The sequence below is a fragment of the Sphingomonas folli genome (assembly GCF_019429525.1).
Taxonomy (GTDB): domain Bacteria; phylum Pseudomonadota; class Alphaproteobacteria; order Sphingomonadales; family Sphingomonadaceae; genus Sphingomonas; species Sphingomonas folii.
In genome coordinates this window covers 365,424-389,777 of sequence record NZ_JAHXZL010000001.1, presented here as the reverse complement: position 1 = coordinate 389,777, position 24,354 = coordinate 365,424, and the positions used below count along the sequence as shown (strand labels likewise).

General features: G+C 70.9%; 30 protein-coding genes. 15 read left to right on the top strand and 15 right to left on the bottom strand.

Annotated elements, in window-relative coordinates; genetic code table 11:
* Positions 1–272 precede the first annotated feature (272 nt).
* On the bottom strand, positions 273–671 hold the full coding sequence (locus KZ813_RS01785) for a hypothetical protein (protein ID WP_219753253.1): 399 nt from the start codon (positions 669–671) through the stop codon (positions 273–275).
* An 83-nt stretch (positions 672–754) separates the two neighbouring features.
* Here KZ813_RS01785 and KZ813_RS01780 point away from each other — a divergent pair, with 83 nt between their 5' ends.
* Together KZ813_RS01780 and KZ813_RS01775 are read left to right on the top strand one after the other, a co-directional pair.
* Positions 755–997 carry a hypothetical protein gene (locus KZ813_RS01780; RefSeq protein WP_219753252.1) on the top strand — a complete coding sequence of 81 codons (243 nt, stop codon included), beginning with the start codon at positions 755–757 and terminating at the stop codon, positions 995–997.
* Positions 994–2,757, top strand: a complete 1,764-nt coding sequence (locus tag KZ813_RS01775; protein ID WP_219753251.1) for a hypothetical protein — start codon at positions 994–996, stop codon at positions 2,755–2,757. The genes KZ813_RS01780 and KZ813_RS01775 overlap by 4 nt, the downstream gene beginning before the upstream one ends.
* Positions 2,758–3,349: 592 nt before the next feature.
* Here KZ813_RS01775 and KZ813_RS01770 read toward each other — a convergent pair.
* The 5 genes from KZ813_RS01770 to motA are packed head-to-tail and all read right to left on the bottom strand — an operon-like array spanning position 3,350 to position 6,207.
* Positions 3,350–3,778: a hypothetical protein gene (locus KZ813_RS01770; protein ID WP_219753250.1), complete on the bottom strand. Its 429-nt coding sequence runs from the start codon at positions 3,776–3,778 to the stop codon at positions 3,350–3,352.
* 18 nt (positions 3,779–3,796) lie between these two features.
* On the bottom strand, positions 3,797–4,669 hold the full coding sequence (locus KZ813_RS01765; RefSeq protein ID WP_219753249.1) for a flagellar motor protein MotB: 873 nt from the start codon (positions 4,667–4,669) through the stop codon (positions 3,797–3,799).
* Complete coding sequence (locus tag KZ813_RS01760; protein ID WP_219753248.1) at positions 4,653–4,886, bottom strand: hypothetical protein; 234 nt, start codon at positions 4,884–4,886, stop codon at positions 4,653–4,655. The genes KZ813_RS01765 and KZ813_RS01760 overlap by 17 nt, the downstream gene beginning before the upstream one ends.
* Positions 4,883–5,272 (bottom strand): response regulator, encoded by a 390-nt coding sequence (locus KZ813_RS01755; protein WP_219753247.1) that lies wholly within the window; start codon positions 5,270–5,272, stop codon positions 4,883–4,885. Before KZ813_RS01755 ends, KZ813_RS01760 begins: the two co-directional genes overlap by 4 nt.
* A 47-nt stretch (positions 5,273–5,319) precedes the next feature.
* Positions 5,320–6,207: a flagellar motor stator protein MotA gene (motA, locus tag KZ813_RS01750; RefSeq protein ID WP_219753246.1), complete on the bottom strand. Its 888-nt coding sequence runs from the start codon at positions 6,205–6,207 to the stop codon at positions 5,320–5,322.
* A gap of 176 nt (positions 6,208–6,383) precedes the next feature.
* Here motA and flaF point away from each other — a divergent pair, with 176 nt between their 5' ends.
* Complete coding sequence (gene flaF, locus KZ813_RS01745) at positions 6,384–6,755, top strand: flagellar biosynthesis regulator FlaF (RefSeq protein WP_219753245.1); 372 nt, start codon at positions 6,384–6,386, stop codon at positions 6,753–6,755.
* A gap of 39 nt (positions 6,756–6,794) precedes the next feature.
* On the opposite strand, the gene fliP is transcribed toward flaF, so the two are convergent.
* Genes fliP through KZ813_RS01730 form a run of 3 tightly spaced genes read right to left on the bottom strand, consistent with a single transcriptional unit; the run spans position 6,795 to position 8,103 of the window.
* Positions 6,795–7,544: a flagellar type III secretion system pore protein FliP gene (gene fliP / locus KZ813_RS01740; protein WP_219753244.1), complete on the bottom strand. Its 750-nt coding sequence runs from the start codon at positions 7,542–7,544 to the stop codon at positions 6,795–6,797.
* Entirely contained in the window at positions 7,537–7,866 is a 330-nt protein-coding gene (locus tag KZ813_RS01735; RefSeq protein ID WP_219753243.1) for a flagellar biosynthetic protein FliO, read from the bottom strand. Before KZ813_RS01735 ends, fliP begins: the two co-directional genes overlap by 8 nt.
* Before the next feature lie 3 nt (positions 7,867–7,869).
* A complete protein-coding gene (locus KZ813_RS01730) occupies positions 7,870–8,103 on the bottom strand; it encodes a FliM/FliN family flagellar motor switch protein (RefSeq protein ID WP_219753242.1) in 234 nt (77 codons plus the stop codon).
* Between the two features lie 107 nt (positions 8,104–8,210).
* Between KZ813_RS01730 and flgC the strand changes: the two genes are divergently transcribed.
* From flgC to KZ813_RS01690, 8 genes are read left to right on the top strand one after another with little or no spacing between them, the layout of a single operon-like run.
* Positions 8,211–8,618: a flagellar basal body rod protein FlgC gene (gene flgC / locus KZ813_RS01725; RefSeq protein WP_219753241.1), complete on the top strand. Its 408-nt coding sequence runs from the start codon at positions 8,211–8,213 to the stop codon at positions 8,616–8,618.
* Positions 8,619–8,640: 22 nt separating this feature from the next.
* Entirely contained in the window at positions 8,641–8,967 is a 327-nt protein-coding gene (gene fliE / locus KZ813_RS01720) for a flagellar hook-basal body complex protein FliE (protein WP_219753240.1), read from the top strand.
* A gap of 9 nt (positions 8,968–8,976) precedes the next feature.
* The gene (locus tag KZ813_RS01715; protein ID WP_219753239.1) at positions 8,977–9,243 is read left to right on the top strand and encodes a flagellar biosynthetic protein FliQ; all 267 of its coding nucleotides are present in this window, start codon (positions 8,977–8,979) and stop codon (positions 9,241–9,243) included.
* Complete coding sequence (locus tag KZ813_RS01710) at positions 9,243–9,998, top strand: flagellar biosynthetic protein FliR (protein WP_219753238.1); 756 nt, start codon at positions 9,243–9,245, stop codon at positions 9,996–9,998. The genes KZ813_RS01715 and KZ813_RS01710 overlap by 1 nt, the downstream gene beginning before the upstream one ends.
* Before the next feature lie 3 nt (positions 9,999–10,001).
* A complete protein-coding gene (locus KZ813_RS01705; protein WP_219753237.1) occupies positions 10,002–11,120 on the top strand; it encodes an EscU/YscU/HrcU family type III secretion system export apparatus switch protein in 1,119 nt (372 codons plus the stop codon).
* An 8-nt stretch (positions 11,121–11,128) separates the two neighbouring features.
* Positions 11,129–12,286, top strand: a complete 1,158-nt coding sequence (locus KZ813_RS01700; protein ID WP_219753236.1) for a flagellar basal body P-ring protein FlgI — start codon at positions 11,129–11,131, stop codon at positions 12,284–12,286.
* Positions 12,287–12,299: 13 nt separating this feature from the next.
* Entirely contained in the window at positions 12,300–12,590 is a 291-nt protein-coding gene (locus tag KZ813_RS01695) for a rod-binding protein (protein ID WP_219753235.1), read from the top strand.
* The gene (locus tag KZ813_RS01690) at positions 12,587–13,009 is read left to right on the top strand and encodes a flagellar biosynthesis protein FlgN (RefSeq protein ID WP_219753234.1); all 423 of its coding nucleotides are present in this window, start codon (positions 12,587–12,589) and stop codon (positions 13,007–13,009) included. The genes KZ813_RS01695 and KZ813_RS01690 overlap by 4 nt, the downstream gene beginning before the upstream one ends.
* Positions 13,010–13,502: 493 nt before the next feature.
* Here the strand turns inward: KZ813_RS01690 and KZ813_RS01685 are convergent, their stop codons facing one another.
* The 6 genes from KZ813_RS01685 to KZ813_RS01660 all read right to left on the bottom strand — a co-directional run bounded on the left by KZ813_RS01685 (position 13,503) and on the right by KZ813_RS01660 (position 18,075).
* On the bottom strand, positions 13,503–13,757 hold the full coding sequence (locus KZ813_RS01685) for a hypothetical protein (RefSeq protein WP_219753233.1): 255 nt from the start codon (positions 13,755–13,757) through the stop codon (positions 13,503–13,505).
* A complete protein-coding gene (locus KZ813_RS01680; RefSeq protein WP_308461760.1) occupies positions 13,732–14,679 on the bottom strand; it encodes a sigma factor in 948 nt (315 codons plus the stop codon). Before KZ813_RS01680 ends, KZ813_RS01685 begins: the two co-directional genes overlap by 26 nt.
* A gap of 186 nt (positions 14,680–14,865) precedes the next feature.
* The gene (locus KZ813_RS01675) at positions 14,866–15,891 is read right to left on the bottom strand and encodes a peptidoglycan-binding protein (protein ID WP_308461759.1); all 1,026 of its coding nucleotides are present in this window, start codon (positions 15,889–15,891) and stop codon (positions 14,866–14,868) included.
* Positions 15,892–15,926: 35 nt separating this feature from the next.
* Entirely contained in the window at positions 15,927–16,334 is a 408-nt protein-coding gene (locus KZ813_RS01670; RefSeq protein ID WP_219753231.1) for a hypothetical protein, read from the bottom strand.
* Positions 16,318–17,670 (bottom strand): FliI/YscN family ATPase, encoded by a 1,353-nt coding sequence (locus KZ813_RS01665; RefSeq protein WP_219753230.1) that lies wholly within the window; start codon positions 17,668–17,670, stop codon positions 16,318–16,320. Before KZ813_RS01665 ends, KZ813_RS01670 begins: the two co-directional genes overlap by 17 nt.
* A 3-nt stretch (positions 17,671–17,673) precedes the next feature.
* Entirely contained in the window at positions 17,674–18,075 is a 402-nt protein-coding gene (locus tag KZ813_RS01660; protein WP_219753229.1) for a flagellar biosynthesis repressor FlbT, read from the bottom strand.
* A 156-nt stretch (positions 18,076–18,231) separates the two neighbouring features.
* On the opposite strand from KZ813_RS01660, the gene KZ813_RS01655 reads away from it, so the two are divergent.
* The 4 genes from KZ813_RS01655 (at position 18,232) to KZ813_RS01640 (ending at position 23,860) form a co-directional block, all read left to right on the top strand.
* Entirely contained in the window at positions 18,232–19,515 is a 1,284-nt protein-coding gene (locus KZ813_RS01655; RefSeq protein WP_219753228.1) for a flagellar hook protein FlgE, read from the top strand.
* A gap of 50 nt (positions 19,516–19,565) precedes the next feature.
* On the top strand, positions 19,566–21,644 hold the full coding sequence (gene flgK / locus KZ813_RS01650; RefSeq protein ID WP_219753227.1) for a flagellar hook-associated protein FlgK: 2,079 nt from the start codon (positions 19,566–19,568) through the stop codon (positions 21,642–21,644).
* A gap of 9 nt (positions 21,645–21,653) precedes the next feature.
* Positions 21,654–22,571: a flagellin N-terminal helical domain-containing protein gene (locus KZ813_RS01645; protein ID WP_219753226.1), complete on the top strand. Its 918-nt coding sequence runs from the start codon at positions 21,654–21,656 to the stop codon at positions 22,569–22,571.
* Between the two features lie 218 nt (positions 22,572–22,789).
* Positions 22,790–23,860, top strand: a complete 1,071-nt coding sequence (locus tag KZ813_RS01640) for a flagellin N-terminal helical domain-containing protein (RefSeq protein WP_219753225.1) — start codon at positions 22,790–22,792, stop codon at positions 23,858–23,860.
* The last annotated feature ends 494 nt before the right edge of the window (positions 23,861–24,354 follow it).

Below are 24,354 nucleotides of genomic sequence, written 5' to 3'. Positions count from 1 at the left end.
GAGCGCCAGCCATGACCATGCCTGCGCGCCGCCTCCGTCGGACGGGCATATCGGATCGGCACGGGGTCGGTCATGGCGCGAGCGTCCTCGGGGAGGACCGTGCGACGCGGCCGTCGCCGCTCGCGATCGGTGACCGCCGCGACGTGGAGCCCGCAACATCTCGCCCGCCGACCACGATCGCGGTCGACACCCCGCCCCTTCGGCCGTGGGCGCAGCGCGCGCCGTCAGCAGCCATCCGCCAGGTCCGCGCGCGCGGGGGGCCTCTCGCCCGGTCAGATCGGCGCGCTGGTCACCTCCAGGATCAGCACCTGGCGCACGTCGATCATCCCCGCGGCCTGGATCGCGCGGTTGAGCACGCCGCTCATGCGCTCGGCGTTGATCGGCGCCAGCGGGCCGCACTCGGCCCGGTCGAAGTCGACCAGCGCGATCAACAGCGCCGATCGCGCCTCGGGCCGCTGCAGATAGAGCCGCAGTGCGGCGTCGGTGTCCGCCGCCTGCAGCGCCAGTCGCACCTGCATCCGCCCCGCGATCGCGCCGCCCTCGAACAAGGGCAGTTCGATCGGGTCGACGTAGACGATCGGACGATCGGTGATCAGGCCGCGGATCCCGGCGCCGCGGTCGGCCGCGACTAGCACGAGCGGCAGCAGGGCACGCAACAGCGAGCGTCTCACGCGATCCTCCGAAAGCGACGCGGCGCGACCGCGCGCCGCCCATCCGCTCCTATGATAGGACGACCAACTCGATGGATGCGTCAATGAACGGTCGAAACCTTCCACCACGCTACCGGGTCATCACCCGCGACAGTGACACGTCGACAGCATCGACCGAGCGGGGCGATCGGCGCTGGGACGATGACGCGTTCGATCGCGAGCCGCCCGCGCCGACCCTCGCCGAGGACGCGCCCTCCTGGTCGCTCACCATCCTGTTCCTGTGCGCCACCGCGGCAGGCGGCGTGGCCGTGGCGCTGCTCGGCCTGATCCCGGACGTGCTGTCGTGAGGGCGCGTCTCACCGCCGCGCTCGCGCTCGCGCTGGCGCTCGCGGCCGGCGGCGCGACCGCGCAGACGGGCGGCGCCAGCTTCGCGCCGACATTGGCGCGCGTGCCGTTGCCGAGTGGCCGGGCGGCCTGGCCGGTCGTACCCGACGCCGACGCCTGGCACGCGCTGAGCGTCTCAGCGAGCGAGCGCCAGCCGGCGCGCTGGGCGTTCGCGCGCAGCCTGATCGGGCAGGCGCGCGGTGCCGAGGCGATCGGCGTGCTCGAGACCATGCGACAGGACGAGCCCGACCTGCTCCTGCTCGACTCGTTCCGGCTCGCCTACGGCGCCGCGCTCACGCTGGCGCATCATGACGCGGAGGCGCTGGTCGCCCTCGCTCCCGGCGCCGCGGGCACCGGCGCGCCCAGCGCCGAGCGCTGCGCCTGGCGGCTGCGCGCGTTGGCGGAGCTCGCGCAATATGAGGCGGCGCGCGCCTCGGTGGCCTGCGCTACCCCCGCGCTGATGGCGCGTCCCGCCCCCGCGCGGACGCCGTTCACCCTGGCGATCGCGACGATCGCGCTCGAGACGGGGCGTCCCGAGGCGGCGGGCGCGGTGCTTGCGGCTCTGCCGCCCGATCACCCCACCGCCACGCTGCTGCGCGCGCGCGCGCAGGCGCAGCTGGGACAATATGCTCCGGCGCGAACGCTCTTCGGAAAGGTCGAACGCGAGGGGGCGCCGGTGGACCGCGCGGCCGCTCGCCTCGGCCTGATCGAGGTGGGCCTGGCCAGTCGCGAGCTCGCCCCGGACGCCGCAATCAAGCAATTGAACGCGCTCGATTTCGCCTGGCGCGGCGACGCGGTGGAGGAGCGGGCGCGGGTGCTCACCTTCCGGCTCGCCGCCGAGCGCGGCGACCATGCCGCCGCGCTCGCCGCGGGCGCCGCGCTGCTCCGCTATTTCGACGTGACCCGCCGGCCGGCCGAGTTCCGCGCGCGGGTGCAGGATCAGCTCGAGGCGCTGGTCGGCCCGGGCGCGACCATGCCGCTGCCCCGCAGCGCGACCCTGCTGTGGGACTATCGCGATATCCTGCCCTCCGGGGCGAGCGGCAACCGGCTGATGGAGACGTTCGCGCAGCGGCTCATCCAGGCGGGACTCTACCCGCAGGCGGCCGACCTGCTCGCCTATCAGCTGCGCTACCGCACCAGCGATATCGCGCAGGGGCCTCTCTCCGCGCGCGTGGCGACGCTGCAGATCCTCGCCGGCAAGCCGGGTGACGCGGTGACGCTGCTGCGCACCACCGCGCGGAACGACTATACGCCCGCGATGATCGAGGAGCGCCAACGCCTCCAGGCGATCGCGCTCTCCCAGCTCGGCCGGGTCGATCAGGCGGTCGCGATCCTCGCCGAGGTCCCGAACAGCGCCGCGCTGCGCAGCGAAATCCTGTGGAAGCAGCGGCGCTGGGCCGATCTGCTCGCCGCCGACCAGTCGCTGCTGCCTCGCGTCGCGGCGCCACTCAGCGACGTCGAGCAGATCATCGTGCTGCGTCATGCCATCGCGCTGGCGATGCTGGGCCGCATCAGCGAGCTCGACTCGCTGCACCAGCGCTACGCCGCCGGATTCGAGGCACGGCCGAGCGACCGTGTTTTCCGACTGCTCAGCGGTCCGCTCACCGGCGGCGGCGGGACACGGCTGGAAGAGGCACTCGCCGCGCTGCCGACGGTCAGCCCGGTCGACGCGCTCGCACCGCTGCTCGACGCGCCGGTCACGCCGGGCACGCCGCCGGCGTGACGGATGCCGCACCGCGCGGGGCAGCGCCGCGCGGGCTGATCCAGATCGCGGGTCGCGCGCGCCGGCCGTGACAAGGGTCGCTTCCGTTTCCCGCGTAGAGGACGCCGCGATCGGGCGCGTAGCGGCGCGAACAGATGGTCCGGACGCATGCGGCGCGATCGGCTCGGCAGGTCCGAGCCCGACCAGGCGCGCGGCTGGCTGACGCCGTGTCACGCGGACCTGTGCGGATCGGCGAACCCGACCCTCGTCACTGCCGGGCGCCCGCGATCGCGACAGGCTCGAGCCGTCGTCGACGCTGAAACGAAGGGTGACCACAGGCGAGCGGCTCCGCCTACCGACCGTCGATGTCCATGCGACCCGCTAGCTTACCACCTGCTGGAACGGCGGTGAGAGCGGGTTGGGGGCGAGCGCGGCGACCTCGTCGATCAACGTCGCTCACGCCGGTCGACCGGCGCCGGTCCGTGCCCGAGCCCATCGCTGCACGCCAGGCGCGAGTCATACGACCGCCCCCCTGATCTGGCCCTGGGCCGCGTCGCGGCGATCGCCACGAGAGCGTCCCGCCGGCGCAGGCCCGAGATGCTCGCGCGGTCGTTCAGGTGAGTCCGGCGCGCGTGATCACCGTTCGCGACACGACGTCCGGCCCGTAGGTCTTCAGCGCCGCAGCATGGACGAGTTCGCGCAGCACCTGCAACTGCGGCACATAGCCCTCGGCCGCGCCGGCGATCGGCGCGGCGAAGCTGGTGCGGTTGACCGCGTCGGCGAGCACCGGCAGGCCGGAGCGTACCTCGCGCTCGCGCCTGACCGGCACCTCGATCTGCGCCTCGAAGCTGAGATAGCCGAGCAGATGGCCGTCCGAGCCGACGAGCGGCGCGGTCAGTGTGCCGATCGGCATGAACTCGCGCCTAGGTGTCGCGGCGAAGACATTGTCGCCCGCGACCAGATGACTGACCTCGAGCGCGCTCAGGCTGCCGACGGAGACGCCGCAGAGCAGCACGAGCAGACGACGCGCGAATGGGGGCATCGCGATAATCCTTGAGGCTCAGAAGCGGAGGCTGACGTCACGCGGCAGCACGGACGGCTCGGACAGCACGATGATCGCGATCCGTCGGTTCTCGGCGCGGCTCGGCTGGTCGGGATAGATCGGCTGGGTGCCGGCGCGCGCGACGATCTGCGCGAACCGATCGGGCGAGAGGCCGCCCGCCACCAGCACGTCGCGCGCGGCCTCGGCGCGGTCGCCCGAGAGCCGCCAGTTCGCCGCGCTCTGCGCGCCGCCCTCCGCGCTGGTATGTCCCTCGATCGCGAGCTGCGCGTCGACGTGTGAGAGCTTGCGCGCGACATGGGCGAGCAGCGCGCGGCTGTAGCCGTTGAGTTCGGCGGTCGGCCCGACGAAGATGCTCTGCTGCGCGGTGTCCATCAGCGTGATGCGAGCGCCGTCATGCTCGCGCTCGACCTGTACCGCGCGCTGCCCCGGGGCCGCGTTGGGCGCGAGCTCGAGCGCGACCTTGAGCTCGTCGGCGAGCGCGCGCCGGCTCGCGGCTGGGATGTTCGCGGTGCCGCCGCGGGACGCGCCGGCGGTGCCGGCCTCCGCGCTCAGGATACCATAGGCCTGCGGCTGGTCACCCTGCGCGCGGCGCAGTCGCCCGCCGGTCCCGGGCTCGATCTCGGGCTGGTCCGTCTGCGCCGCCGGCGCCATCGTCGTCACCGAGGTGGAGAAATATTGCGCTAGGCCCTTCAGGCGCCCCTTGTCGGGCGTCGCGATCAGCCACAGCAGCATGAAGAAAGCCATCATCGCGGTCACGAAATCCGCATAGGCGACCTTCCACGCTCCCGTGTGACGGTACGCCGCCCCGCGACGAGACCGGCGGCGGCGGATGACCACCGTCGGTGCCGCTTCCTCACCGGCCACGCTCATGGTCGCCCTCCTGACCTGACCCTCCATCCCGCTCGTCGAGCGGTGCCACCTCTCCCGCGGCGTCCGCCGGGCCGCCGAGGCGTTCCAGCGCGTCCACCGCGCGACGGCGTGGCGCCGGACCCGACGAGCGGCCCTGCGTCAGACCCAGGAGCGCGGCGCGCGCGACATCGTACATCGCGCCCGGGGCATCCGGGCGGTCGTCGTCGATCGCGCTCATGCCAGCGCTCCGAAGACATGCTCGATCTTCTCGCGCAGGGTCGCCGGGGTGAAGGGCTTGACCACATAGTTGTTGACCCCGAGCGCCGCGGCCCGCTCGACCACCGCGCGGTCGGACGAGCCGGTCAGCATGATGAACCCGGTCTTGCCGATCTCGGGGTCGCTCCGCACCGCCTCGAGGAAGGCGAGCCCGTCCATCTCCGGCATGTTATAGTCGGAGATGACGAGATGGACCCGGTCGGCGCGGATCGCGTCGAGCGCCTGCGCGGCGCCGGGACAGTCACGCACGTCGCGGAAGCCGAAGTCCTGCAGCGCGCGGCAGATCATCGCGCGCATGCTCGTCTGGTCGTCGACGACCATCACCTTGATCGCTGAAGCTTGTACCATGAGCGCTTTCCAGCTCCTCCTTGGGGGTGTGCCGAGCTGCGCGGGGCTCAGGCCGCTGGGGCGAGGTTGAAGCGCTGTTGCGCGTCGTCGAGCGAGGCCTCCAGCTCGGCGAAGCTGGGTGCCGCCTCGGACGGCGTCATGCGGCGTGCCAGCTCGATCGAGAGCTGGGTCGGCATGCCCTGGGCGTGGGCGACGATCGCCGCCTTGACGATCGAATAGGGTTTGCAGTCCTCGTCGACCACCTGCGCCAGCTTCGCGCCGAGCGGCCCGACGAAGCAATAGGATAGCAGCACGCCGAGGAAGGTACCGACCAGCGCGCCCCCGATCATCGCGCCCAATATGTCGGTCGGCTGGTCGATCGAGCTCATCGTCTTGATGACGCCGAGCACCGCCGCGACGATCCCCAGCGCCGGGAGGCCGTCCGCCATGGCCTGCAGCGCGTGCACCGGTTGCGCCTCCTCGGCGTGGTGGCGATCGATGTCGCTCTCCATGGCCTCGGCGAGCTGGTGCGGGTCGTCGAGGTTGACCGTCATGGCGCGCAGATAGTCGCAGATGAACTCGATCAGCCCGGCATCCGCCAGCAGCCGCGGATAGGCCGCGAAGATGCTGCTGTTCGCCGGCTCGTCGATGTGATTCTCGATCTTCGCCGCCCCGCCCTTGCGGAACAGCAGCAGCAGCGAGAAGAGCAGGGCGAGCAGGTCGCGATAGTCCGCGGTGCGCCAGTGCGGCCCGCGGAACGCGCGCGACACGCCGTTGAGCGTGCGTTTCGCGATCGACACCGAGTTGCCCAGCATGAACGCACCGACCGCCGCGCCGGAGACCGCCAGCAGCTCATAGGGCATCGCATGAAGTACCACCGCCAACTTGCCGCCCGACAGCACGAAGCTGCCGAAGACGCAGACCAGCACCACCACGATTCCGATACTGTTGAACATCGCTATCCCGCCCAGAGCGCGACTGAGGCCGCTGCCTGTTTATAGGAGGATCGATCCGCGCCGCGGCCGGTCGCGAACAATTTCCGCGGCCGCGCCGCGTCGTTCCGGGTCTCGTTCGCCGCCTCGGGCGGATCGGCGACTATAATGAGGCGTCAGTCCGTTACGAGGAGATCACCGTGTCCGTCCAAGCCTATGTCAAGGCGCGTGCCTATGCCGAGACGCCGCGCATGAGCGAGCTGCGGCTCATCGCGGAGGTGACGCACGAGCTGGTGGCCGCCGCGGCACAACGGTTGCGCGGGCCCGCCCTCATGGCGCCGCTCCACCGCAACCGCGAGATGTGGGCATTGTTCGCGACGATGTGCGCCGACGACGCCAACCAGCTGCCGCCCGAGCTGCGCGCGCGGATCATTTCCCTCGGCCTGTGGGTCGATCGCCACACCAGTGCGGTGATGCGCGGCGAGGAGGACATCGACTCGCTGATTGACGTCAACCGCACGATCATGGAAGGGCTGACCGACCGGCCCGGCGGCACCGACCAGCCGGGCTGACGCCCCGCCCCCGGCGGCTCGTCCGTCGGTCGGCGCGGCTCAGCCGAAGCTCTTCACCAGCGAACCGGCGACGAGCGCCCAGCCGTCGACCAGCACGAAGAAGATGATCTTGAGCGGCAGCGAGATCGAGGCCGGCGGCAGCATCATCATGCCCATCGCCATCAGCACCGCCGACACCGCCAGGTCGATCACGAAGAAGGGCAGCAGCAGCAGGAAGCCGATCTCGAACGCGCGGCGGAGCTCGGAGATCATGAAGGCGGGCATCAGCGTGGTCAGCGGCACCGCCGCGCGCGACGGCGGGCGATGGCCGGAGAGTTGGACGAACAGCGCCAGGTCCTCGCGCCGCACGTGCGCCAGCATGAACTGCTTGAACGGCGCGCTGGTCTGCTCGAACGCCTGCGTCTCGCTGATCTTGCCCGCGCTATAGGGCGCGACCCCCTTCTGCCACGCGGTGTCGAAGGTCGGCGCCATGACGAAGAACGAGAGGAACAGCGCCAGGCTGATGATCACCGGGTTGGGTGGCACGCCGGGCGCGCCGATGCCGCTGCGCAGCAGCGAGAGCGCCACCACGATGCGGGTGAAGGCGGTGACCGTCATCAGCAGTCCGGGCGCGAGGCTCAGCACCGTCATGGCCAGGACGAGCTGCATCGCATGGCCGGACAGCGAGCCCGCCACGCCCTGCGGGAGCACCGCCTGGGCGTGCGCGGCGACGGGAGAGATCAGCGCGGCGGCGCCGCCGACCGCGATCAGGAAGGCGCGCGCGCGGCGCCGCGGCGGGCGATCACGCATGCACCGCCTCCTCGACCAGGGCAGCGGACACTCCCCGCCCCTCGGCCGCGCCGCCGGCGTCGAGCCGCACCGCCTGGTCGCCCGACAGGAGGATCAGATGCTCGCGTGCGTCGTGGCGCACCAGCAGCAGCGCGCGCCGCTGGTCGAGCGCGAGCCGCTCGACGAGGTGGAGCCGCCGCTCGCCCGCGGCGCCGGCGCCGCCCGGCAGCGCCAGCCGCAGCCCGCCCGGGGCGTAGCGCCGCACGCCCCAGGCACCGGCGGCGAGCAGGCCGAGGACGAGCGCGAGCGCGCCGAGCGACCTCAGCGAGGCGATCAGGTCCATCGCTCAGGCGGCCGGTCGCACGAGGCGGGTCACCTCGAACGACAGCACCTCGCCGCTGAGCACGACGCGCCCCTCGGCGATCAGCGTGTCCCCGGCGTGGATCTGGCTGGGATCGTTGTGGCCGCAGTCCAGCGAGACCATCGTACCGCGGCTCAGCTTCAACACCTGACGGATCGGCAGGTCCACCGACCCGAGTACGACCGATAGTTCTACGACGATCCCGTCGAGCGCGCTCATGCATGTCCTCCTGTGTTCGCCAGATTGTAGGAAGAATTCCGCGCCGGACGGCGGTTGCGGTGAATATTGCCTATAACAGGAGCGACGACGGACAGCGGGAGCAGCCGATGAGCTTCAGGAATGCGGTCGAGATCTCGGCCACCGGATTGCATGCGCAGTCGCTGCGCATGCGCGTGATCGCGGAGAACCTCGCCAACAGTGACTCGCTCGCCACCACGGCGGGCGGCAAGCCGTATCAGCGCCGCGTCGCCACCTTCCAGTCCGCGCTGGATCGCGCCACCGGCGCGCAGGGCGTGCGCATCCGCTCGATCACGCCCGACAAGGCGCCCTTCTCGCGCGTCTACGCCCCCGGCACGCCGGCGGCGGACTCCGCCGGCTATGTGCTGCGTCCCAACGTCGACGGGCTGATCGAGGCGGCCGACATGAAGGCCGCGCAGCGCGCCTATGAGGCCAATCTCAACGCGATCGAGGCCGCGCGCGGCATGGCGGCGCGCACGCTCGACGTGCTGCGCTGATCCCTCACCCAGGAGAAAGACGATGTCGATCCAGGCGCTCGACGCGCTCAACGCTTACGGCCGCACGGCGCGCTCGATCATCGCCGGGCTCGGCGAGGCGGCACCCGTCACCGCCCCCGCCGAGGCCGGGAGCAGCGGCTTCGCCGCTTATGTCACCCCGCTGATCGAGCAGACCGGCACCGCGCTGCGCACGGCGGAGACCGCCAGCGCGCGCCAGGTCGTCGGACAGGGCGACATCATCGACGTGGTGACCGCGATCGGCGCCGCCGAGACCGCGCTCAACACGATGGTCGCGGTGCGCGACCGCGTGGTGAACGCGTACAATGAGATCATGCGGATGCAGATCTGAGGTCGCGCGATGACCGGGACCGAGGCGATCGAGATCACACGCGCGGCCATGATGCTGCTGCTGACATTGGCGGGGCCGCTGCTGATCGCCTCGCTGATCGTCGGCGCGGCGATCGGCCTGCTCCAGGCGCTCACGCAGATACAGGAGATGACGCTCACCTTCGTGCCGAAGATGATCGTGCTCGCGCTGGTGCTGCTGGTGACGCTGCCGCTGATGGGGCAGGCCATGGCGCGCTTCATGGATCGGATCGTCGACCTGATCGTCGCCGGCCACTGATGCTCGACCTCGCGCTCGAGTTCACCGCCTGGCTGATCGTGTTCGCGCGCGTCGGCGCGATGGCGATGGTGTTGCCGGGCTTCTCGGAGGACGCGCTGCCCGGCCGGATGCGGCTGCTGCTCGGCGTGGGGCTCAGCATCGGCCTCGCCGGCATGGTGCACGCGCGCGCCGTCGCGGCGGCGCGCGGCGACGCCGGGCTGGTCGCGGTGCTGGTGGCCGAGTTGCTCACGGGGCTCGCGCTCGGGCTGATCGTGCGGCTGCTCTATCAGGCGATCAACATCTTCGGGGGGATCGCCAGCATGCAGGTCGGGCTCGGCTCGACGCTGATCGTCGATCCGGCGCAGGGCGGTCAGGTGCCGCTGCTCGGCCGCATCGCGGCGCTGGCGGCACTGATCGCATGCTTCGCGGCGCAGCTCCATCATCTCTGGGTCGGCGCGCTGCTCCACTCCTACGTCACCTTCCCGATCGGCGGCCTGCCGCCGCCCGCCGACTTCGCGCGGCTGGCGGTGAGCAGCGCGGTCGCGACGACGCGGATCGCGCTGAGCCTGAGCGCGCCGCTGCTCCTGTACGGCATCGCCTTCAACGTCGCGCTCGGGCTGGCCGGGCGGATGGCGCCGATGCTGCAGCTCTTCTTCATCACCCAGCCGCTCAACCTGCTGCTCGGGCTCGCGCTGTTCGCCACCACCGCCGGGGTGGTGATCACCGCCTTCGCCGCGGCGATGGGCGGCGCGCTGCGCGACAGCGGACTGATCTGAGCGATGGCCGGGGCCGACCAGGACCAGAAGACCGAGGAACCGACCGACCGCCGGCTCGAGGAAGCGCGCCGCCGCGGCGAGCGCGCGGTCGCGGGCGAGGTCCGCCACGCCGCGATCGTCGCCGCGGCGCTCGTGCTGACCGGCTCGCTCGGCGGGATGGCGGCGATGCATCTCGCGCGGCTGTTCGTGCGGCTGTGGGGGGCGGCACAGGATTACCCGCTCCAGCCGCGCGACGCCCCCGCCTTCGCGCGCGGCTTCCTCGCCGAGGCCGGCTGGGCGCTGGCGCCGATCGCGGCGGTGCTGATGGCGGCGGCGCTGCTCGCGTCGGCCATCCAGGCGCGCCCCAGCGTGTCCTGGACGCGGGTGGCACCGCGCTGGTCCAAGGTGTCCCCCGGCGCCGGCCTCAAGCGCATGTTCGCCACGAGAGGTCTGGTCGAGTTCCTGAAGACGCTGGCGAAGAGCTGTTTCGTCGCCGTGATCGCCTTCGCCGGGCTGTGGCCGCACGTGGTCGCGTTCGACCAGCTGATCGGCGCCGCGCCCGACGCGCTGATGCACGCCGCGGTCGGGCTGGTGGCGGCGCTGCTGCGCGGGACGACGATCGCCCTGGTCGTGCTCGCGCTCGCCGACGCGCTCTACCAACGCCGCGCCTTCCTGCGCGGGCTGCGCATGACGCGGCAGGAGGTTGCGGACGAGCACAAGGACAGCGAGGGCGATCCGCGGCTCAAGGCGCGTCGCCGCGCGATCGCGCTTCAGCGCGCGCGCCGCCGCATGCTCGCCGCGGTGAAGCAAGCCACCGTCGTCGTGACCAACCCCACGCATTACGCGGTGGCGCTCACCTATGAGGTGGGCGACCAGCACGCCCCGCTCGTGGTGGCCAAGGGGGTCGACACGCTCGCCCAGCGCATCCGCGAGACGGCCCAGGAGGCGGGTGTGCCGATCGTCGAGAGCCCGCCACTGGCCCGCGCGCTGTACGCCAGCGCGGAGATCGACCGCCCCATACCGGTCGACCATTATGCCGCGGTCGCCGAGATCATCGCCTATGTCGTCCGGCTGAGCCGCAGCCGCCGCGGCGTCGAGAAAAGCACCGACCAGCACCCGGCGGGCGGCGGGCGCATCCTATAAACCGTGTGATGCGACTGACCCTGCTTCCCCGCCCGCGCGACCGCCGACCGACTGGCCGCCGCTCGCCGTCGGCCCTGGCGGCCGTGACGCTGCTGCTCGCACTCGGCCCCTGCCCGGTCGCGGCACGCACGATCGCGCGGATCAAGGACGTGGTCGACGTCGAGGACGTCCGCCCCAACCAGCTGGTCGGCTACGGCCTGGTGGTCGGCCTGGCGGGCACCGGCGACCGCACGCGCAACGCGCCGTTCACCGAGGAGTCGATGCTCTCGATGCTCGAGCGGCTCGGCGTCAACATCCGCGGCACGCAGATGCGCACGCAGAACGTCGCCGCGGTCTCGGTCACCGCGACGATGCCGCCGTTCGCCCGCGCGGGCAGCCGGATCGACGTGCAGGTCTCCTCGCTCGGCGACGCCACCAGCCTGCAGGGCGGCACGCTGGTGGTGACCTCGCTGCGCGGCCTGGACGGACAGATCTACGCGGTGGCGCAGGGGCCGCTCGCCGTGTCCGGCTTCCGCGCCCAGGGCGCCGCGGCCAGTGTGACGCGCGGTGTGGCCACCTCGGGCCGGATCGCCGGCGGTGCGATCATCGAGCGCGAGGTACCGTTCGACCTGCGCAGCGCGCGCCAGCTCAAGCACGCGCTCAAGAACGCCGACTTCACCACCGCCTATCGCATCGCCGACGCGATCAACGCGGCGCTGCCCGGCGCCGCCGCGGTGCTCGACTCGGCGACGGTGCAGGTGGCCTCGCAGTCCGCGCCCGAGGCGGCGATGGCACTGGTCGCCCGGATCGAGAACCTGCCGGTCGAGATCGATCAGCCCGCGCGGGTGGTGATCAACGAGGCGTCCGGCACGGTCGTGATGGGGGCGGACGTGCGCATCAGCCCGGTCGCGATCGCGCAGGGCGGACTCACGATCAGCGTCGCCGAGACGCCGCTGGTGTCGCAGCCCGGTCCCTTCTCCAACGGGGATACCGCGGTGGTGCCGCGCACCAACATCACGGTCAGTGACGGCAGCGGGAAGGGACTGGCCATCGTCGACGGCAGCAGTTCGCTGCGCGCGCTGGTGTCGGGGCTCAACCGGCTCGGGGTTAGCCCGCGCGAGCTGATCTCGATCCTGCAGGCGCTCCGCCAGGCCGGCGCGCTGCAGGCAGATATCGAGGTACAATGACGGAGTATCGGTGATGGACCCTATCCCCCCCCGCCCCACGCTGCCCACCCGCGCGCTGCCCGATGCCGCCGCGGTCGAGCGCCGCGGCGCGGCGAAGGAGTTCGAGGCAGTGTTCCTCGGCGAGATGACCAAGTTCATGCTCGAGGAGGTACAGCAGGGTGACGTCGAGGGCGGCCACGGCGAGGAGATCTTCCGCGGCGTGCTGGCGGAGAAGATCGGCAGCGCCATGGCGACGCGCGGCGGGATCGGCATCGCCGCCGACGTCGAAGCGCAGCTCCGCCGCCTGGATGGAGCGCGGCCGTGATCACCGAGGAGCTGCTCGATCAGATCATCTCGCTGACGCTGATCGTCGAGGAGGAGACCCAGCGGTTGCGTGAGATGCGCGGCGGCAAGAGCCTGGGCGAGCTGGTCGGCGCCAAGACGCGACTGGTCGGCCAGCTCGAGGCCGAGATCGCGCGGCTGGATCGCGCCGATCCGTCCTGGACCGAGCATCTCCCCGCCGACGAGCATGAGACGCTCGACCGCGCGCTCGACACGCTGCGCGCGGCGATGGTGACCAACGCGGAGACCGTCGCGCGCAACCTCGAGGTGACGTCGGAGCTGCTCAACGTGCTCGGCGACGAGGCGCGGCGGCTCGCCTCGCGCCGCGCCTCGACCTACACCGCCGAGGGCGCGCTGCCCGAGCGCGAGGCGGTGCCGATCACGATCGATACGCGACTCTGAGCCTCGCGGGCGTCGATGGCAAAGCGCGAGTTCCAGGTCGGGCTCCGGCCGACGCCCAAGATGGTGCCGTCACGATCGCGCGATACCGCTGGCACGTGCTCGCCGCGATCGTGAGCGCGTGGCGCCAGAACGCCGGCGGGCGTGGAGCGATACGGGTCGGCGGTGAGTGTCGAGCCGGTCGACCGACCGATCCCCAGGCACCCGCCTAGAGGGACGCAGGGCCGACGCCGCGCGGCCGCGCGCGGCATGACGACGTCACCGTGTCAGCGAGCAGTCCACCACCGGCAGAGCCGTCCACCCGCGGCGCCGTCATAGACCGGAACCTGCGGCACGCTGTCGCGCTCGCCGTCCCACGGCGGTCGGTCGCGTACCCTCCCGCGAGGAGCCGTGGCGATGAGCGCTCGTGCGCCGGCGCCGCGGGTGTAGAGCGCGGCGCCGGCGGTCGCTGATGGCCTATGACGATCCGGGCTCGGCCGCACCAGCGCGCCGACGATCAGCTCGGGCGGTGGTCACCGGCCCCGAACGGCGCCGAGGCCGCGGCGATCGCGGCGCTGTCCCATCCATCGAGCGGCGCGGCGCCGGTCTCCGCCCGCCGCAGGAGCCGGGCTCGCGTCCGCCGCTCGCGCACCCGGCGGAGGGAGGCGGTCGAGCGATGCCCGTCGATGATCTCGTCGGCGGCATAGCGCCCCGCCCCCCCGTCCTGGCGCGGCGACCGGCGCGCCTCAGTGGAGCACGTGCCCCGGATCATGCTGGTCGGATGGGACCGGCTTGCGCTCGCCGCGATCGGGCGCGATCGGGTTCGCGCGCGGCGGTCGCCCCGGCGCGGGCGCGCTCGGCGCACCGGTGGCACCGTCCAGCCGCCCGGCACCGGCGACCTCGCGCATCACCGCGAAGCGAGGATCTTTGGCGACCAGTTCCGCCATCGTCTGCACCGCGCGTTTGGTGATCTGGCGCACGCGCTCCTTGGTGATGCTGGGATCGTCGAGGAGATCGCCGGCGGCGGGCAGATCGAAGAGGCGGTGCTCCACCAGGGCGCGGTTGCGCGCGATACGCTGCTCCAGGTCGCTGACCTCGGTAGGGTCGAGCGCGTTGATCTTGAGCCGCGGGCGATCGTCGGCCGTGAAGACGCGATCCCGCCGCGCGCGCGTGCGCCGGCTCAGCTGCTGCAGTCCGACCGCGCGCAGGTGCGCGACATAACCGTCCAGCAACGCGCCGATCGCCGAACCCGCGAGATAATTGCTCGCCGATGCCTCGGTGAGCGGCAGCGCGCTCTCCTCCTCGATCGCCACCTCCATCTCCGTCTCGTCCTCGCCATTGCCGACGAGCGCGTGGAGCGACACGGTGGTGGCGGAGACCTTGCGCGCCGACGGTCGCTGGTCCGTCATCAGGCGGAAGCGCAGCCCCTGCAGCTCGCCGCGGATCATCCAGTTGATGAAGGTCGTGAACTGCGCCTTCGTCGGATCATAGGTCTGCAAGGCGCGATGGACCGCGATGGCGCACACCTGCTCCGCGTCCTCCCAATGGGCGGTGAGCCCGTACTGGCGGATGAAATGACGGATCCGCGGCGCGATGAGCGCCAGGATGCGAGCGAACCCGCGATCCAGCTCGCGGCGCTGACGCGCGGTCGGCGGCTCGTTCTCTGATGGCCTCTGCGCAAGAACAGCTTGCACCGCTCTCTCGATAGCTTCGGTTGTCTTTGACATTGATCACCCCGTCCCCGGCGAACCACTGCATCGTACGCAGCATCGCGTCCGGCCCGGAAAGAGTTGCCGTCGAGATATTAACGGGGTGTTACTTCATGTGAGAGCCGTCTTTCTTCTCATATTTGGCGATTCTACAGTCTAAATACTGGTTCTCTAATAGGTTTGCCGGGGCTTGACAGCACGGGCCATGAAGTCCGTGAGCCAGGAACGATGTGCGGCGACCGCATCGACGCTGCGCCCGATGCGATCAGCCGCCGCGTTTACGCCGATCTGGGCCACCAGCAGCCGCGCCGCGCGCGCCGGATCCAGTGCGTCCCGGAGGAATTGGATGGCGTCGCCGATCCCGAGATGATGCGCGACATAAGCGGTGCGGGTCACCGCCTCGAGGCTCTCGCCCGCGATCACCTTCACCGCGCGCAGCTGCGCGAGATTGTGACGCGCGTGATCGGCGACCGTCTCGATCGCCGCACGCGCGTCGTAGCGAAGCGCCAGAACCGCGGACCGCGCGTCGCGCCGCACCCGTCCCTCCGCGGTGAGCCAGCCGTTGGTCGTCGCCAACTGATGCAGCCAGGTCCCGGCACGCTCCGCCTCGCCGATCCACGTGCGCGAGAGGAACTGCCCCAGTCCCGCGGCACTCGACCGCGGGTTGCGCGACAGCGGCAGCCAGCGCCCGTCGCCTCCCCTGGCCGCCTCCGCGCCGACGATCGCGGCGATCGCCGGTCCCGGCACGCCGGTCCGGTCCGCCGCCGCGCGCAGCCAGGGCGCATAGTCCTGATTGGGCCCGAGCGGCATGACAGATGCGGTCGGCGGCGACGCGGTGGGCGCGTGCGTCGGCGGTTGCCGCCGCGACGACGCGTCACGATGCGCCGAGTCCAGGTTCGCCGGCGCCGCGGCACCGCTCGGCATGGGGAGCGCGAGGAGCGCGGACCACCCGCCGTCGGACGCGGCGACGGCGACGACCCGCCCGTTCTCGCCGACGCTCGCGCGCCGCGAGACGGGGGCGACGTCGACCCGGTCGCCCAACATCGCTTCCCACAGCCGCGTCGCCGTTCCGGCCTTGGCCTCACCGTAGATCAGCCGCGCACGCGCCGTCGGCGACAGCCGCTGCGATGCGGCGGACTGCGACGCGGGGGGCTGCGATGCGGTGAGCTGCGACGCGGTGGCCGGGAGGCGAGCCACCGCCGGGATCGCCCGCGGTGGCACGAGAGGATGGCTCATCGCTCGGTCCGCAGCGCGGCGAAGCGATCGTCGATGACGCGCTGCTCGGCCGCGCTGAGCCGACGCGTCTCGGTCAGCCGATGCGTCGCGGCGAGCTGCCGGATCGCCTGCAGCTCGGCGGCCACGCTACCGGCGCTATCCTGCAGCTTCCCCACCGCGGCGGCCACCTCGCCCCGCCGCCGCTCGATCGAGCCGCGGTGCGCCGCGGCCTGGGCGAGATAGCGCGAGGTGTCGAGCAGCGGGTCGCCGATCTGGTTCGCGCGCGCGCGCCGCGCCTCGTCGCTGAGGTGTCGCGCACGCCGCGACAATGCCTCGTCCTCGGTCATCGCGCGCGCGATCTCGAGCCGCAGGGAGTCGAGCGCGCGCGCGTTGTGGCGCATCGCGGCGTCATAGGGTGTCGTCATGCGTCTCTCTCGTTCCGTCCTCGGCGGCGAACAGCGTGCGCAGCGCGGCGAACAGCGCCTCCGGCCGGGCCGCGGTGCGCTTGTGCTGGGTGATCAACGCCTCGATCGCGGGCGCCAGTCGGATCGCGCGATCCACCGCCGGGTTGGCGCCCGCCTTGTACGCGCCGAGCCGGATCAACTCCTCCATCTCGCCATAGGCCGCCAGCTCGCGCCGGGCGGCGAGCCGCAGCGCCTCCTGCGCGGGCGTGTGCGCCTCGGGCAGCGTGCGCGACAGCGAGCGCAGCACGTCGACCGCGGGGTAGCGCCCGCGCTCGGCGATGCGGCGGCTGATCACGACATGGCCGTCGAGGATGCCGCGCACCGCGTCGGCGACCGGCTCGTCATGGTCGTCGCCGTCGACCAGCACGGTGAAGACCGCGGTGATCGTGCCCGTTCCCACCAGCCCGGGCCCGGCGCGCTCGAGCAGCCGCGGCAGCTCGGCGAAGACCGTCGGCGTATAGCCCTTGGTCGCCGGCGGCTCGCCGCTCGCCAGCCCGATCTCCCGCTGCGCCATGGCGAAACGGGTCACCGAGTCGAGCAGGCAGAGCACGCGCAGCCCCTGGTCGCGGAAATGCTCCGCGAGCGCGAGCGTGGTCCATGCCGCCTGGCGACGCATGAGGGCCGGCGCGTCCGACGTGGCGGCGACGATCACGCTTCGGGCGAGCGCGTCGCCGAGGTCGTCCTCGATGAACTCCTTCACCTCGCGCCCGCGCTCGCCCACCAGCCCGATCACGACCACGTCGCAGGCGGTCCAGCGCGCGAACATCGCGAGCAGCGTCGACTTGCCCACGCCCGAGCCGGAGAACAGCCCGAGCCGCTGCCCCTCGCACAGCGGCGCGAACAGGTCGATCGCCGCGATCCCGGTGTCGAGTTTGGCGCCGACGCGCGCGCGCTCGGCCGCGGGCGGCGGCGCGGCGCGGACCAGCCGCGCGGTGGCGCCGGGCTCGAGCGGTCCCCTGCCGTCGACCGGCCGCCCGAGGCCGTCGAGCGTCCGTCCCAACCAGGCCGCGCGGGGCCTGATCGTCAGCGCCGCGGCGGCGAGGTCGACGCGCGCACCCGCCGCGATCCCCTGCGGATCGGCGAAGGTGAGGCAATGCGCGACGTCGCCGTCCAGCCCGGTGACCTCGGCCTCGATGGCGCCCCGGTCAGCGTCGATGGTCAGGCGCGAGCCGATCCGCGCCGCGCCGCGCAGGCCCTCGACCTCGACCAGCGCGCCGCGCACCGCGACGACGCGGCCGTAGCGGCGGTCCGGCGCCACCTCCCGCAACGCGCGCGCGATCCCCTGGAGGCGACGCATCGCTCAGTCCTGCACGACCGCGAGGAGCGGCACCGCCTCGTCCTCGAGCCGGATCAGCGCGCGGCAGAGGCCGAGCGCCTGGTACAGGCGCTGCTCGGCGACGCGGTCGATCAGCTCCGCACAGAGCGCCTGCGCCTCGTCGCTGCCGATCGCGGCGAACGCCTCGGCGGCGTGCGCCACCGCCGCGTTGCCGTGCGCCGTGCCGGCGTCCGGATCGATATAGGCCAGCATGCACGCCAGATAGGCGCGGCGCGCGGGCGTGGTCGCCTCATCGGGGTGCATGATGTCACGCCCGCGCAGCACCGCGCTCTCATTCTCGACGCAGAGCGCGACGCGGCCGGTCGCGCGCAGCACCGCCCCGTTGATCACGACCTGCTCGCCGTCGCGCAGATTGATATGCAGCACGTTCCCTCCACCGCTCGTCGAGCAGCATTATAGGAGCATCGCCGCGCGACGCGGCGGCTAGGCAAAATTTGCCGACGTTTGGGGCGCGCGACGCCGCTCCTATAAAACGACTGGAGTCCGCGCCGCGGGCTGCGCGACCACCTCTGGGGAACGAACATGAGCCTTTATTCTGCGATGAGTGCAGGAGTGTCGGCGCTCGGCGCGCAGGGCGCCGCGATGGCGACTGTGGCCGACAATATCGGCAACGTGAACACCGTCGGCTACAAGGGCACCCGCGCCGATTTCAACAGCATGGTGGCGACGGTGGGGCGCGGCACCAGCTATGTCGCCGGCGGCGTCTCGATCGTGCCGCGCGCGATGGTGTCGGTGGCCGGCGCGCTCACCGCGGGCGCGCGCAGCACCGACCTAGCGATCAGCGGCAACGGCTTCTTCGTGGTGAAGAGCAGCGCGACCGGCAACCAAGTGGCGTACACGCGCGCGGGCTCCTTCGCGGTCGACCGCGAGGGCTATCTGCAGAATAGCGCGGGGCTCTATCTGCAGGGCTGGCAGCTCGACAAGGCGGGCAACCTCAGGGGCGGCGGCAGCATCGATTCGCTGGAGACGGTGCGACCGAACCTGCTCTCGGGCGAGGCCGAGGCGAGCACGAAGCTCGATCTGCAGATGAACCTGGACTCGCGCACCACGGCCTATGCGGGGACGTACGCCGACGGCGATCTCGCCGCCGGCAAGATCCCGGCGAGCTACACCCGGCCGGTCACCGTCTATGACGCGCAGGGCAACGGCCATGTCGTCAATTTCAGCTACCTCAAGACCGATGCCAACACCTGGAAGGTCGAGGTCTACGTCAATCCCAAGACCGACATCGACGGCGGCGTCGCGAAGCTCGCCTCGGGCGAGATCAAGTTCGACGGCGCGGGCGCCTTCGACAGCACCACCCTGCCCGCCGACGTGACGCCGAAATGGGCCAACAAGGCGGGCAGCAACGCGATCAAGCTGTCGCTCGGCACGAAGGGCAACCGCGACGGCATCATGCAGCTGGCGCAGGATTTCACCGCCTACACCAACCAGGCCGATGGCGGGCTGCTCGGCGACTATCAGAGCGTCGAGGTATCGAAGACCGGCGTCGTCACCGCGATCTTCGCCAATGGCGCGCGTCGCGACATCTACCAGCTGCCGCTCGCCAGCTTCCGCAACCCCGACGGGCTCGCGCGGATCAGCGGCACCGCCTTCCAGGCGTCGCAGGACTCGGGCGCGCCCTCGATCAACGTCGCCAGCGCCAACGGCAACCAGATCGCCGGCGGGAAGCTGGAGGGCTCCACCACCGACCTGGCGCAGGAGTTCAGCGACATGATCCGCTTCCAACGCGCCTACAGCGCCTCGTCGAAGATCATCACCACGGTCGACGAGATGCTGCAGGAAGTGAGCAACCTCAAGCGCTGAGCCGGCGACGGCAGCGCCGCTGCCGCCGCGCCGATGAGAGAGAGTGAACCATGTCGATCAACAGCATCCTCGACGCGGCGGTCAGCGGCCTCCACGCGTCGCAGACGGCGCTGCGCACTACGTCGCAGAACATCGCCAATGCCAATACGCCCGGCTACGCGCGCCAGCGGCACAATCAGGAAGCGACGCGGTGGAACGTCGAGGTGCAGGAGCCGACGCGGATCGCCGACCGCTTCCTCGAGCGCGCGGTCTACGCGCGCTCGGGCGAGGCGGAACGCGCCTCGATCACCGCCTCCTATCTGGACCGGATCCAGAACCTGTTCGGCACGCCGGGCAGTGAGTCGAACCTCGCCGCCCGCGTGAGCGCCCTGCTGGCATCCGCCACGAAGCTCACCGGGGGCTCGGATCCGACGCTCGCCGCCGCCGGCTTCGTCGCGCAGGCACAGGACACGCTGCGCGACGTGCAGGACGTCAGCAAGCAGGTGCGCGGCATCCGCGGCGAGATCGACGTCGACATCAGGAACACCGTCGACCGGATCAATCCGCTGCTGCGCCAGATCGACTCGCTGAACCAGGACATCGTGCGCCTCACCGCGCTCCACCTCAACGTCTCGGGGCCGGCGGACCAGCGCGCGGTCGCGGTGCAAGAGCTGAGCGGTCTGATCGCGGTCAACGCGCGCGAGCAGAAGGACGGCCGGGTCGCGATCGAGACCGCCAAGGGGATCCCGCTGCTCGACCAGCAGGTGCGCCAGCTCGACTATCGCGGCGGCGTCGGCGACGAGCAGGGCAGCGCCGCGGACATCGCGGTGCGCTTCATCAACCGCGACGGTTCGATGGGGGCGCTCACCGGTGATACGCTGGGGGGTGCGTGGGTCGGCGGTAAGCTCGGCGGCCTCCTTCAGCTCCGCGACGAGCAGGTCTCGCGGATCGAGCACAATATCACCGACATGTTCGCCGCGCTCGCCGAGTCGCTCAACGGCGCGAGCAACGCCGCGACGAGCTACCCGGCGCCGCGACGGCTCGACGGACGACCGACCGGTCTCGTCGCGGACGACTCGCTCAACTTCTCCGGCGTCGCCACGGTGGCGGTCGTCAGCGCCGCCGGCGTGCTGGTCGCCAAGGCCAAGCTCGATTTCGCCGCGCTGGGCGCCAACGCCACGATCGACGACGCGGTGGCTTCGATCAACAGCCAGCTCAAGGGCAAAGGCACGGCGAGCTTCACCAACGGCCGTCTCACCATCCAGGCGACCAGCGACAACAATGGCATCGCCGTCGCGCAGGACGAGACGTCGCCGGCGCGGCGCGCCGGCCTCGGTTTCTCACAATTCTTCGGCCTCAACGACATGGTGAGGAGTGATGCGCCGATCGCACCGATCGGTCTCGTCCCGTCCGATCCGCACGGCATGACGGCGGGGCAGAAGGCGGATCTGGTCGTCCGCGACGCGACGGGCCAGGCGCTCGCGCGCTACACGATGACGGGCAGCGGCGGCGGATCGGTGCGTGATCTGCTCATCGAGCTCAACGCCAGCCCGCTCGCGGCGCATGGCAGTTTCGCGCTCGACTCGCGGGGTCGCGTGCGGTTCACCGCGGCGAACAGCAGCGAGGGAGCCACGATCGACGTCGCCGGGGACACGTCCGACCGGCTCGGCACGGGCGTGAGCTTCTCGCAATGGTCCGGGCTCGCACGCGGCGCCAGCGGACTGCGCGGCGCCGACGTCAGCGCCGAGATGGCGTCCAATTCCAAGCGCGTGCCGCTATCGCGCCTCGACCCCACCGTGGCGGTGGGCGCGCGCGCGCTCACGCCGTCGGATCCGACCAGTGCGGCGGTCTTTGTCGATCGGCTCGGCGCCAAGCTCGACCTGGGCCGCTTCAACCCGGCGTCGCTGTACGGCGTCACGACTGACGCGATCAACGAGATCGGGAACCGCGCGGCGGTCGCCTCCGGCGCGCGCACCGCGGCCGACGATCGCCTCAGCGATGCGGTGGCGCGCCGCGACAATTTCTCGGGCGTCAACGTCGACGAGGAGATGTCGCAGCTGATCGTATTGCAGAACAGCTATGCCGCCTCGGCGCGCGTGATCAGCGCGGTGAACAATCTCTACGACTCGCTTCTCAGCATCGTCCGATAGGAGGACCAGATGACCCGCGTCAGCACCTACGCCTCGCAGCGGATCGCACAGCAGCAACTGATGCGTACGCGCGAGGAGACCGACAAGCTCGTCCAGCAACAGGTGACCGGGCGGCGGCCCGGCACCTTCGCGGACCTGGGCGTGGACACCGGTCGCGCGCTCAACGCGCATGGCCTGCTGGACCAGCTCAAGGCACAGGCCTGGGTCAACCAGGGCGTGCAGACGCAGCTCAGCCTCTACGACAATCGCCTCACCGAGATCGACCAGACGATGGAGGGGCTTCGGGTCGAATTGTGGAAGGCGGTGAGCACCAACGATGCGCCCACGCTGACACAGCAGATCAAGGAGGCGTATGAGACGTTCCGCGGCTCGCTCAACGCGATCGACGACGGCAAGCAGCTCTTCGCCGGCGCCAACACCGAGGAGGACTCGCTCAAGCCGGCGACGCTCGATGATCTCGCCGCGCTCGCCGACGCCGATCTCGGCACGGCCTATGGCAACGATCAGGTGCGCCGGAGCGGCCGCGTCGGGGACGGCCAGAGCTTCGAATATGGCCTCCTCGCCTCCGACCTCGGCACCGACTTCCTCAAGGCGTTCAAGTCGCTCCAGCAGATGGGCGACATACCGACCAAGATGAGCGACACGCAGATCATCCAGATCAAGGAGATCGCGGGCACCATCCTCACCGGCCTAGGCCGACTCCGCGAGCTCGAGGCCGCCAACGGCGTCAGGCAGAACCGGATCGAGGCGATCGACACGCGGGTGACCGACCGCACGCGGATCATGACTGGCGTGATCAGCGGTCTGGAGGATGCCGACGTGGCCAAGGTCGCGACCGAACTCACCGCGCACCAGGAATTGCTGAAGATCAGCTTCAAGTCCTATCGCGACTGGAGCGAGCTGTCACTCGCGGACTATCTTCGATGAGCGGGGCGGACTGATCGACGTCACGGCGATGATCGCGCTCATCACGGCCATCGCCGCCTTGATACTTCTTCTGATCGTCGTGTGAAAATAAAGCGGCGGATGATACGATGGCGACCCGGCAGCATCCTAAGAGGGAAGTACGGAAAATATCTTCCGTCGCTGATCGGCGCTCCGGTCCGGACTGGTCGAACCGGTCCGTTCTCCTAGAAGGACATGTCATGGTCTATTCGGTCAACACCAACCTGGGCGCCTATGCGGCGCTTCAGAACCTGCAGGCGACGCAGCACGACCTGCTGACGACGCAGAACCGCGTCAACACCGGCCTGTCGGTGTCGAGCGCCAAGGACGACAGCGCCACCTATGTCGTCGCCGAGAAGCTGCGCGGCAACGTGCGTGACTATGGCGTCGTCAGCCGCTCGATCAGCAACGCCAAGAGCGTCGTCGACACCGCGCTCGCCGCGGCGGAAGTGATCAACGAGTATCTGGGTGACATGCGCTCCAAGGCGCTGGAGGCCAAGGATCCGGCCAAGTCGAGCTCGGATCGCGAGATCATCCAGCGCGACATCCAGGAATATTGGAACCAGATCAAGACCTCGGTCCAGGCGGGCGAATTCAACGGCGTCAACCTGTTCAAGGGCGACACCGTCTCGGCGCTGACCTCGACCAAGACGATGGCGCAGATCGTCGTGGCAGAGGGCGCGGCGCCGACGACCCCGGTCGCGGTGAACCCCGCCGCCTGGGGCGGCATCCGCGTGGATGGTCAGTACACCTGGACGGTCACCACCCCGACAGCGACCGGCGCTGCCGCCGGCGGCGGCGGCGGCGGCGGTGGCGCCGGTGCTGCGACGCCGGGCACGGTGCTCCAGATGCTCAACGCCTTCCTCGGGGCGGCCAACGGCACCGGCACGGCCCGCGCCTTCATCGCCAACGCCAACGCCCGCTCGGTCCGCGACGACAACGCGGCCTATGACCAGCCCACCGGCACGCCGAACGCCAACCTGGGCGTGCCGGCGGCGCAGTTCCTCGACTATGCCGATCAGGCGGTCACCGCCTTCGCGCAGGTCGTCGGTCGCCTCGGCGCCGCGGCCCGTCGCATGGACCTGCAGCTGACCTTCACCAGCAAGCTGACCGACGCGCTCAACGCCGGCGTGGGCAACCTCGTCGACGCCGACATGGCCAAGGAGTCGACCAAGCTCCAGGCGCTGCAGGTCAAGCAGCAGCTCGGCATCCAGGCGCTCAGCATCGCCAATCAGCAGCCGCAGGTCCTCCAGAACCTGTTCCGCGGCTAATTGACGCGCGCAGTTCCGCTTACCCAGAGCGGGAACCGCGGCGGGGGCCGGAGCGAGTGATCGCTCCGGCCTTTCGCTATGCCGCCCCGCGTCATGGTAGGGCGTTAGCAGCCCACGCGATGAAGTAGCCGTCGGTCACCGTCACAGCGTGGAAGCATCGGCGACATCGCCGGAGGCGGCCATTTCATGCTCGGCGGCACCTGCCTCTGTCGCTCACCACGCGCCTCGCGTGCCCGCGATCGTCGATGTGTTGAATCTAGCCCGACGGCGGCGATGCCTGACCGCGATCCTGCTGATCTGCTCCAGCTCAGACCCGCCGATCGCTCTCCTATGGCGGCGTATCGACCGATCGCGCGGTCACGACGACATCGTGGAGGATCGGATCGGAGCGAAGCTAGGCCCGCGGTGGGACACGGGACGCGATGGACGACAGGATCGGATCACAGGATCCTTCGATCGTCGACCATGTCCTGCTGTCGTTCCAGCCCCGCTCG

What these genes read in the sequence shown, in the direction of transcription:
- KZ813_RS01780 (WP_219753252.1), top strand. Translation starts at nt 755, where the DNA reads ATGAACGGTCGAAACCTTCCACCACGCTACCGGGTCATCACCCGCGAC.
- KZ813_RS01770 (WP_219753250.1), bottom strand. Translation starts at nt 3,778, where the DNA reads ATGCCCCCATTCGCGCGTCGTCTGCTCGTGCTGCTCTGCGGCGTCTCC.
- KZ813_RS01765 (WP_219753249.1), bottom strand. Translation starts at nt 4,669, where the DNA reads ATGAGCGTGGCCGGTGAGGAAGCGGCACCGACGGTGGTCATCCGCCGC.
- KZ813_RS01760 (WP_219753248.1), bottom strand. Translation starts at nt 4,886, where the DNA reads ATGAGCGCGATCGACGACGACCGCCCGGATGCCCCGGGCGCGATGTAC.
- KZ813_RS01755 (WP_219753247.1), bottom strand. Translation starts at nt 5,272, where the DNA reads ATGGTACAAGCTTCAGCGATCAAGGTGATGGTCGTCGACGACCAGACG.
- motA (WP_219753246.1), bottom strand. Translation starts at nt 6,207, where the DNA reads ATGTTCAACAGTATCGGAATCGTGGTGGTGCTGGTCTGCGTCTTCGGC.
- fliP (WP_219753244.1), bottom strand. Translation starts at nt 7,544, where the DNA reads ATGCGTGATCGCCCGCCGCGGCGCCGCGCGCGCGCCTTCCTGATCGCG.
- KZ813_RS01735 (WP_219753243.1), bottom strand. Translation starts at nt 7,866, where the DNA reads ATGGACCTGATCGCCTCGCTGAGGTCGCTCGGCGCGCTCGCGCTCGTC.
- KZ813_RS01730 (WP_219753242.1), bottom strand. Translation starts at nt 8,103, where the DNA reads ATGAGCGCGCTCGACGGGATCGTCGTAGAACTATCGGTCGTACTCGGG.
- flgC (WP_219753241.1), top strand. Translation starts at nt 8,211, where the DNA reads ATGAGCTTCAGGAATGCGGTCGAGATCTCGGCCACCGGATTGCATGCG.
- fliE (WP_219753240.1), top strand. Translation starts at nt 8,641, where the DNA reads ATGTCGATCCAGGCGCTCGACGCGCTCAACGCTTACGGCCGCACGGCG.
- KZ813_RS01715 (WP_219753239.1), top strand. Translation starts at nt 8,977, where the DNA reads ATGACCGGGACCGAGGCGATCGAGATCACACGCGCGGCCATGATGCTG.
- KZ813_RS01710 (WP_219753238.1), top strand. Translation starts at nt 9,243, where the DNA reads ATGCTCGACCTCGCGCTCGAGTTCACCGCCTGGCTGATCGTGTTCGCG.
- KZ813_RS01705 (WP_219753237.1), top strand. Translation starts at nt 10,002, where the DNA reads ATGGCCGGGGCCGACCAGGACCAGAAGACCGAGGAACCGACCGACCGC.
- KZ813_RS01700 (WP_219753236.1), top strand. Translation starts at nt 11,129, where the DNA reads ATGCGACTGACCCTGCTTCCCCGCCCGCGCGACCGCCGACCGACTGGC.
- KZ813_RS01695 (WP_219753235.1), top strand. Translation starts at nt 12,300, where the DNA reads ATGGACCCTATCCCCCCCCGCCCCACGCTGCCCACCCGCGCGCTGCCC.
- KZ813_RS01685 (WP_219753233.1), bottom strand. Translation starts at nt 13,757, where the DNA reads ATGATCCGGGGCACGTGCTCCACTGAGGCGCGCCGGTCGCCGCGCCAG.
- KZ813_RS01670 (WP_219753231.1), bottom strand. Translation starts at nt 16,334, where the DNA reads ATGACGACACCCTATGACGCCGCGATGCGCCACAACGCGCGCGCGCTC.
- KZ813_RS01665 (WP_219753230.1), bottom strand. Translation starts at nt 17,670, where the DNA reads ATGCGTCGCCTCCAGGGGATCGCGCGCGCGTTGCGGGAGGTGGCGCCG.
- KZ813_RS01655 (WP_219753228.1), top strand. Translation starts at nt 18,232, where the DNA reads ATGAGCCTTTATTCTGCGATGAGTGCAGGAGTGTCGGCGCTCGGCGCG.
- flgK (WP_219753227.1), top strand. Translation starts at nt 19,566, where the DNA reads ATGTCGATCAACAGCATCCTCGACGCGGCGGTCAGCGGCCTCCACGCG.
- KZ813_RS01645 (WP_219753226.1), top strand. Translation starts at nt 21,654, where the DNA reads ATGACCCGCGTCAGCACCTACGCCTCGCAGCGGATCGCACAGCAGCAA.
- KZ813_RS01640 (WP_219753225.1), top strand. Translation starts at nt 22,790, where the DNA reads ATGGTCTATTCGGTCAACACCAACCTGGGCGCCTATGCGGCGCTTCAG.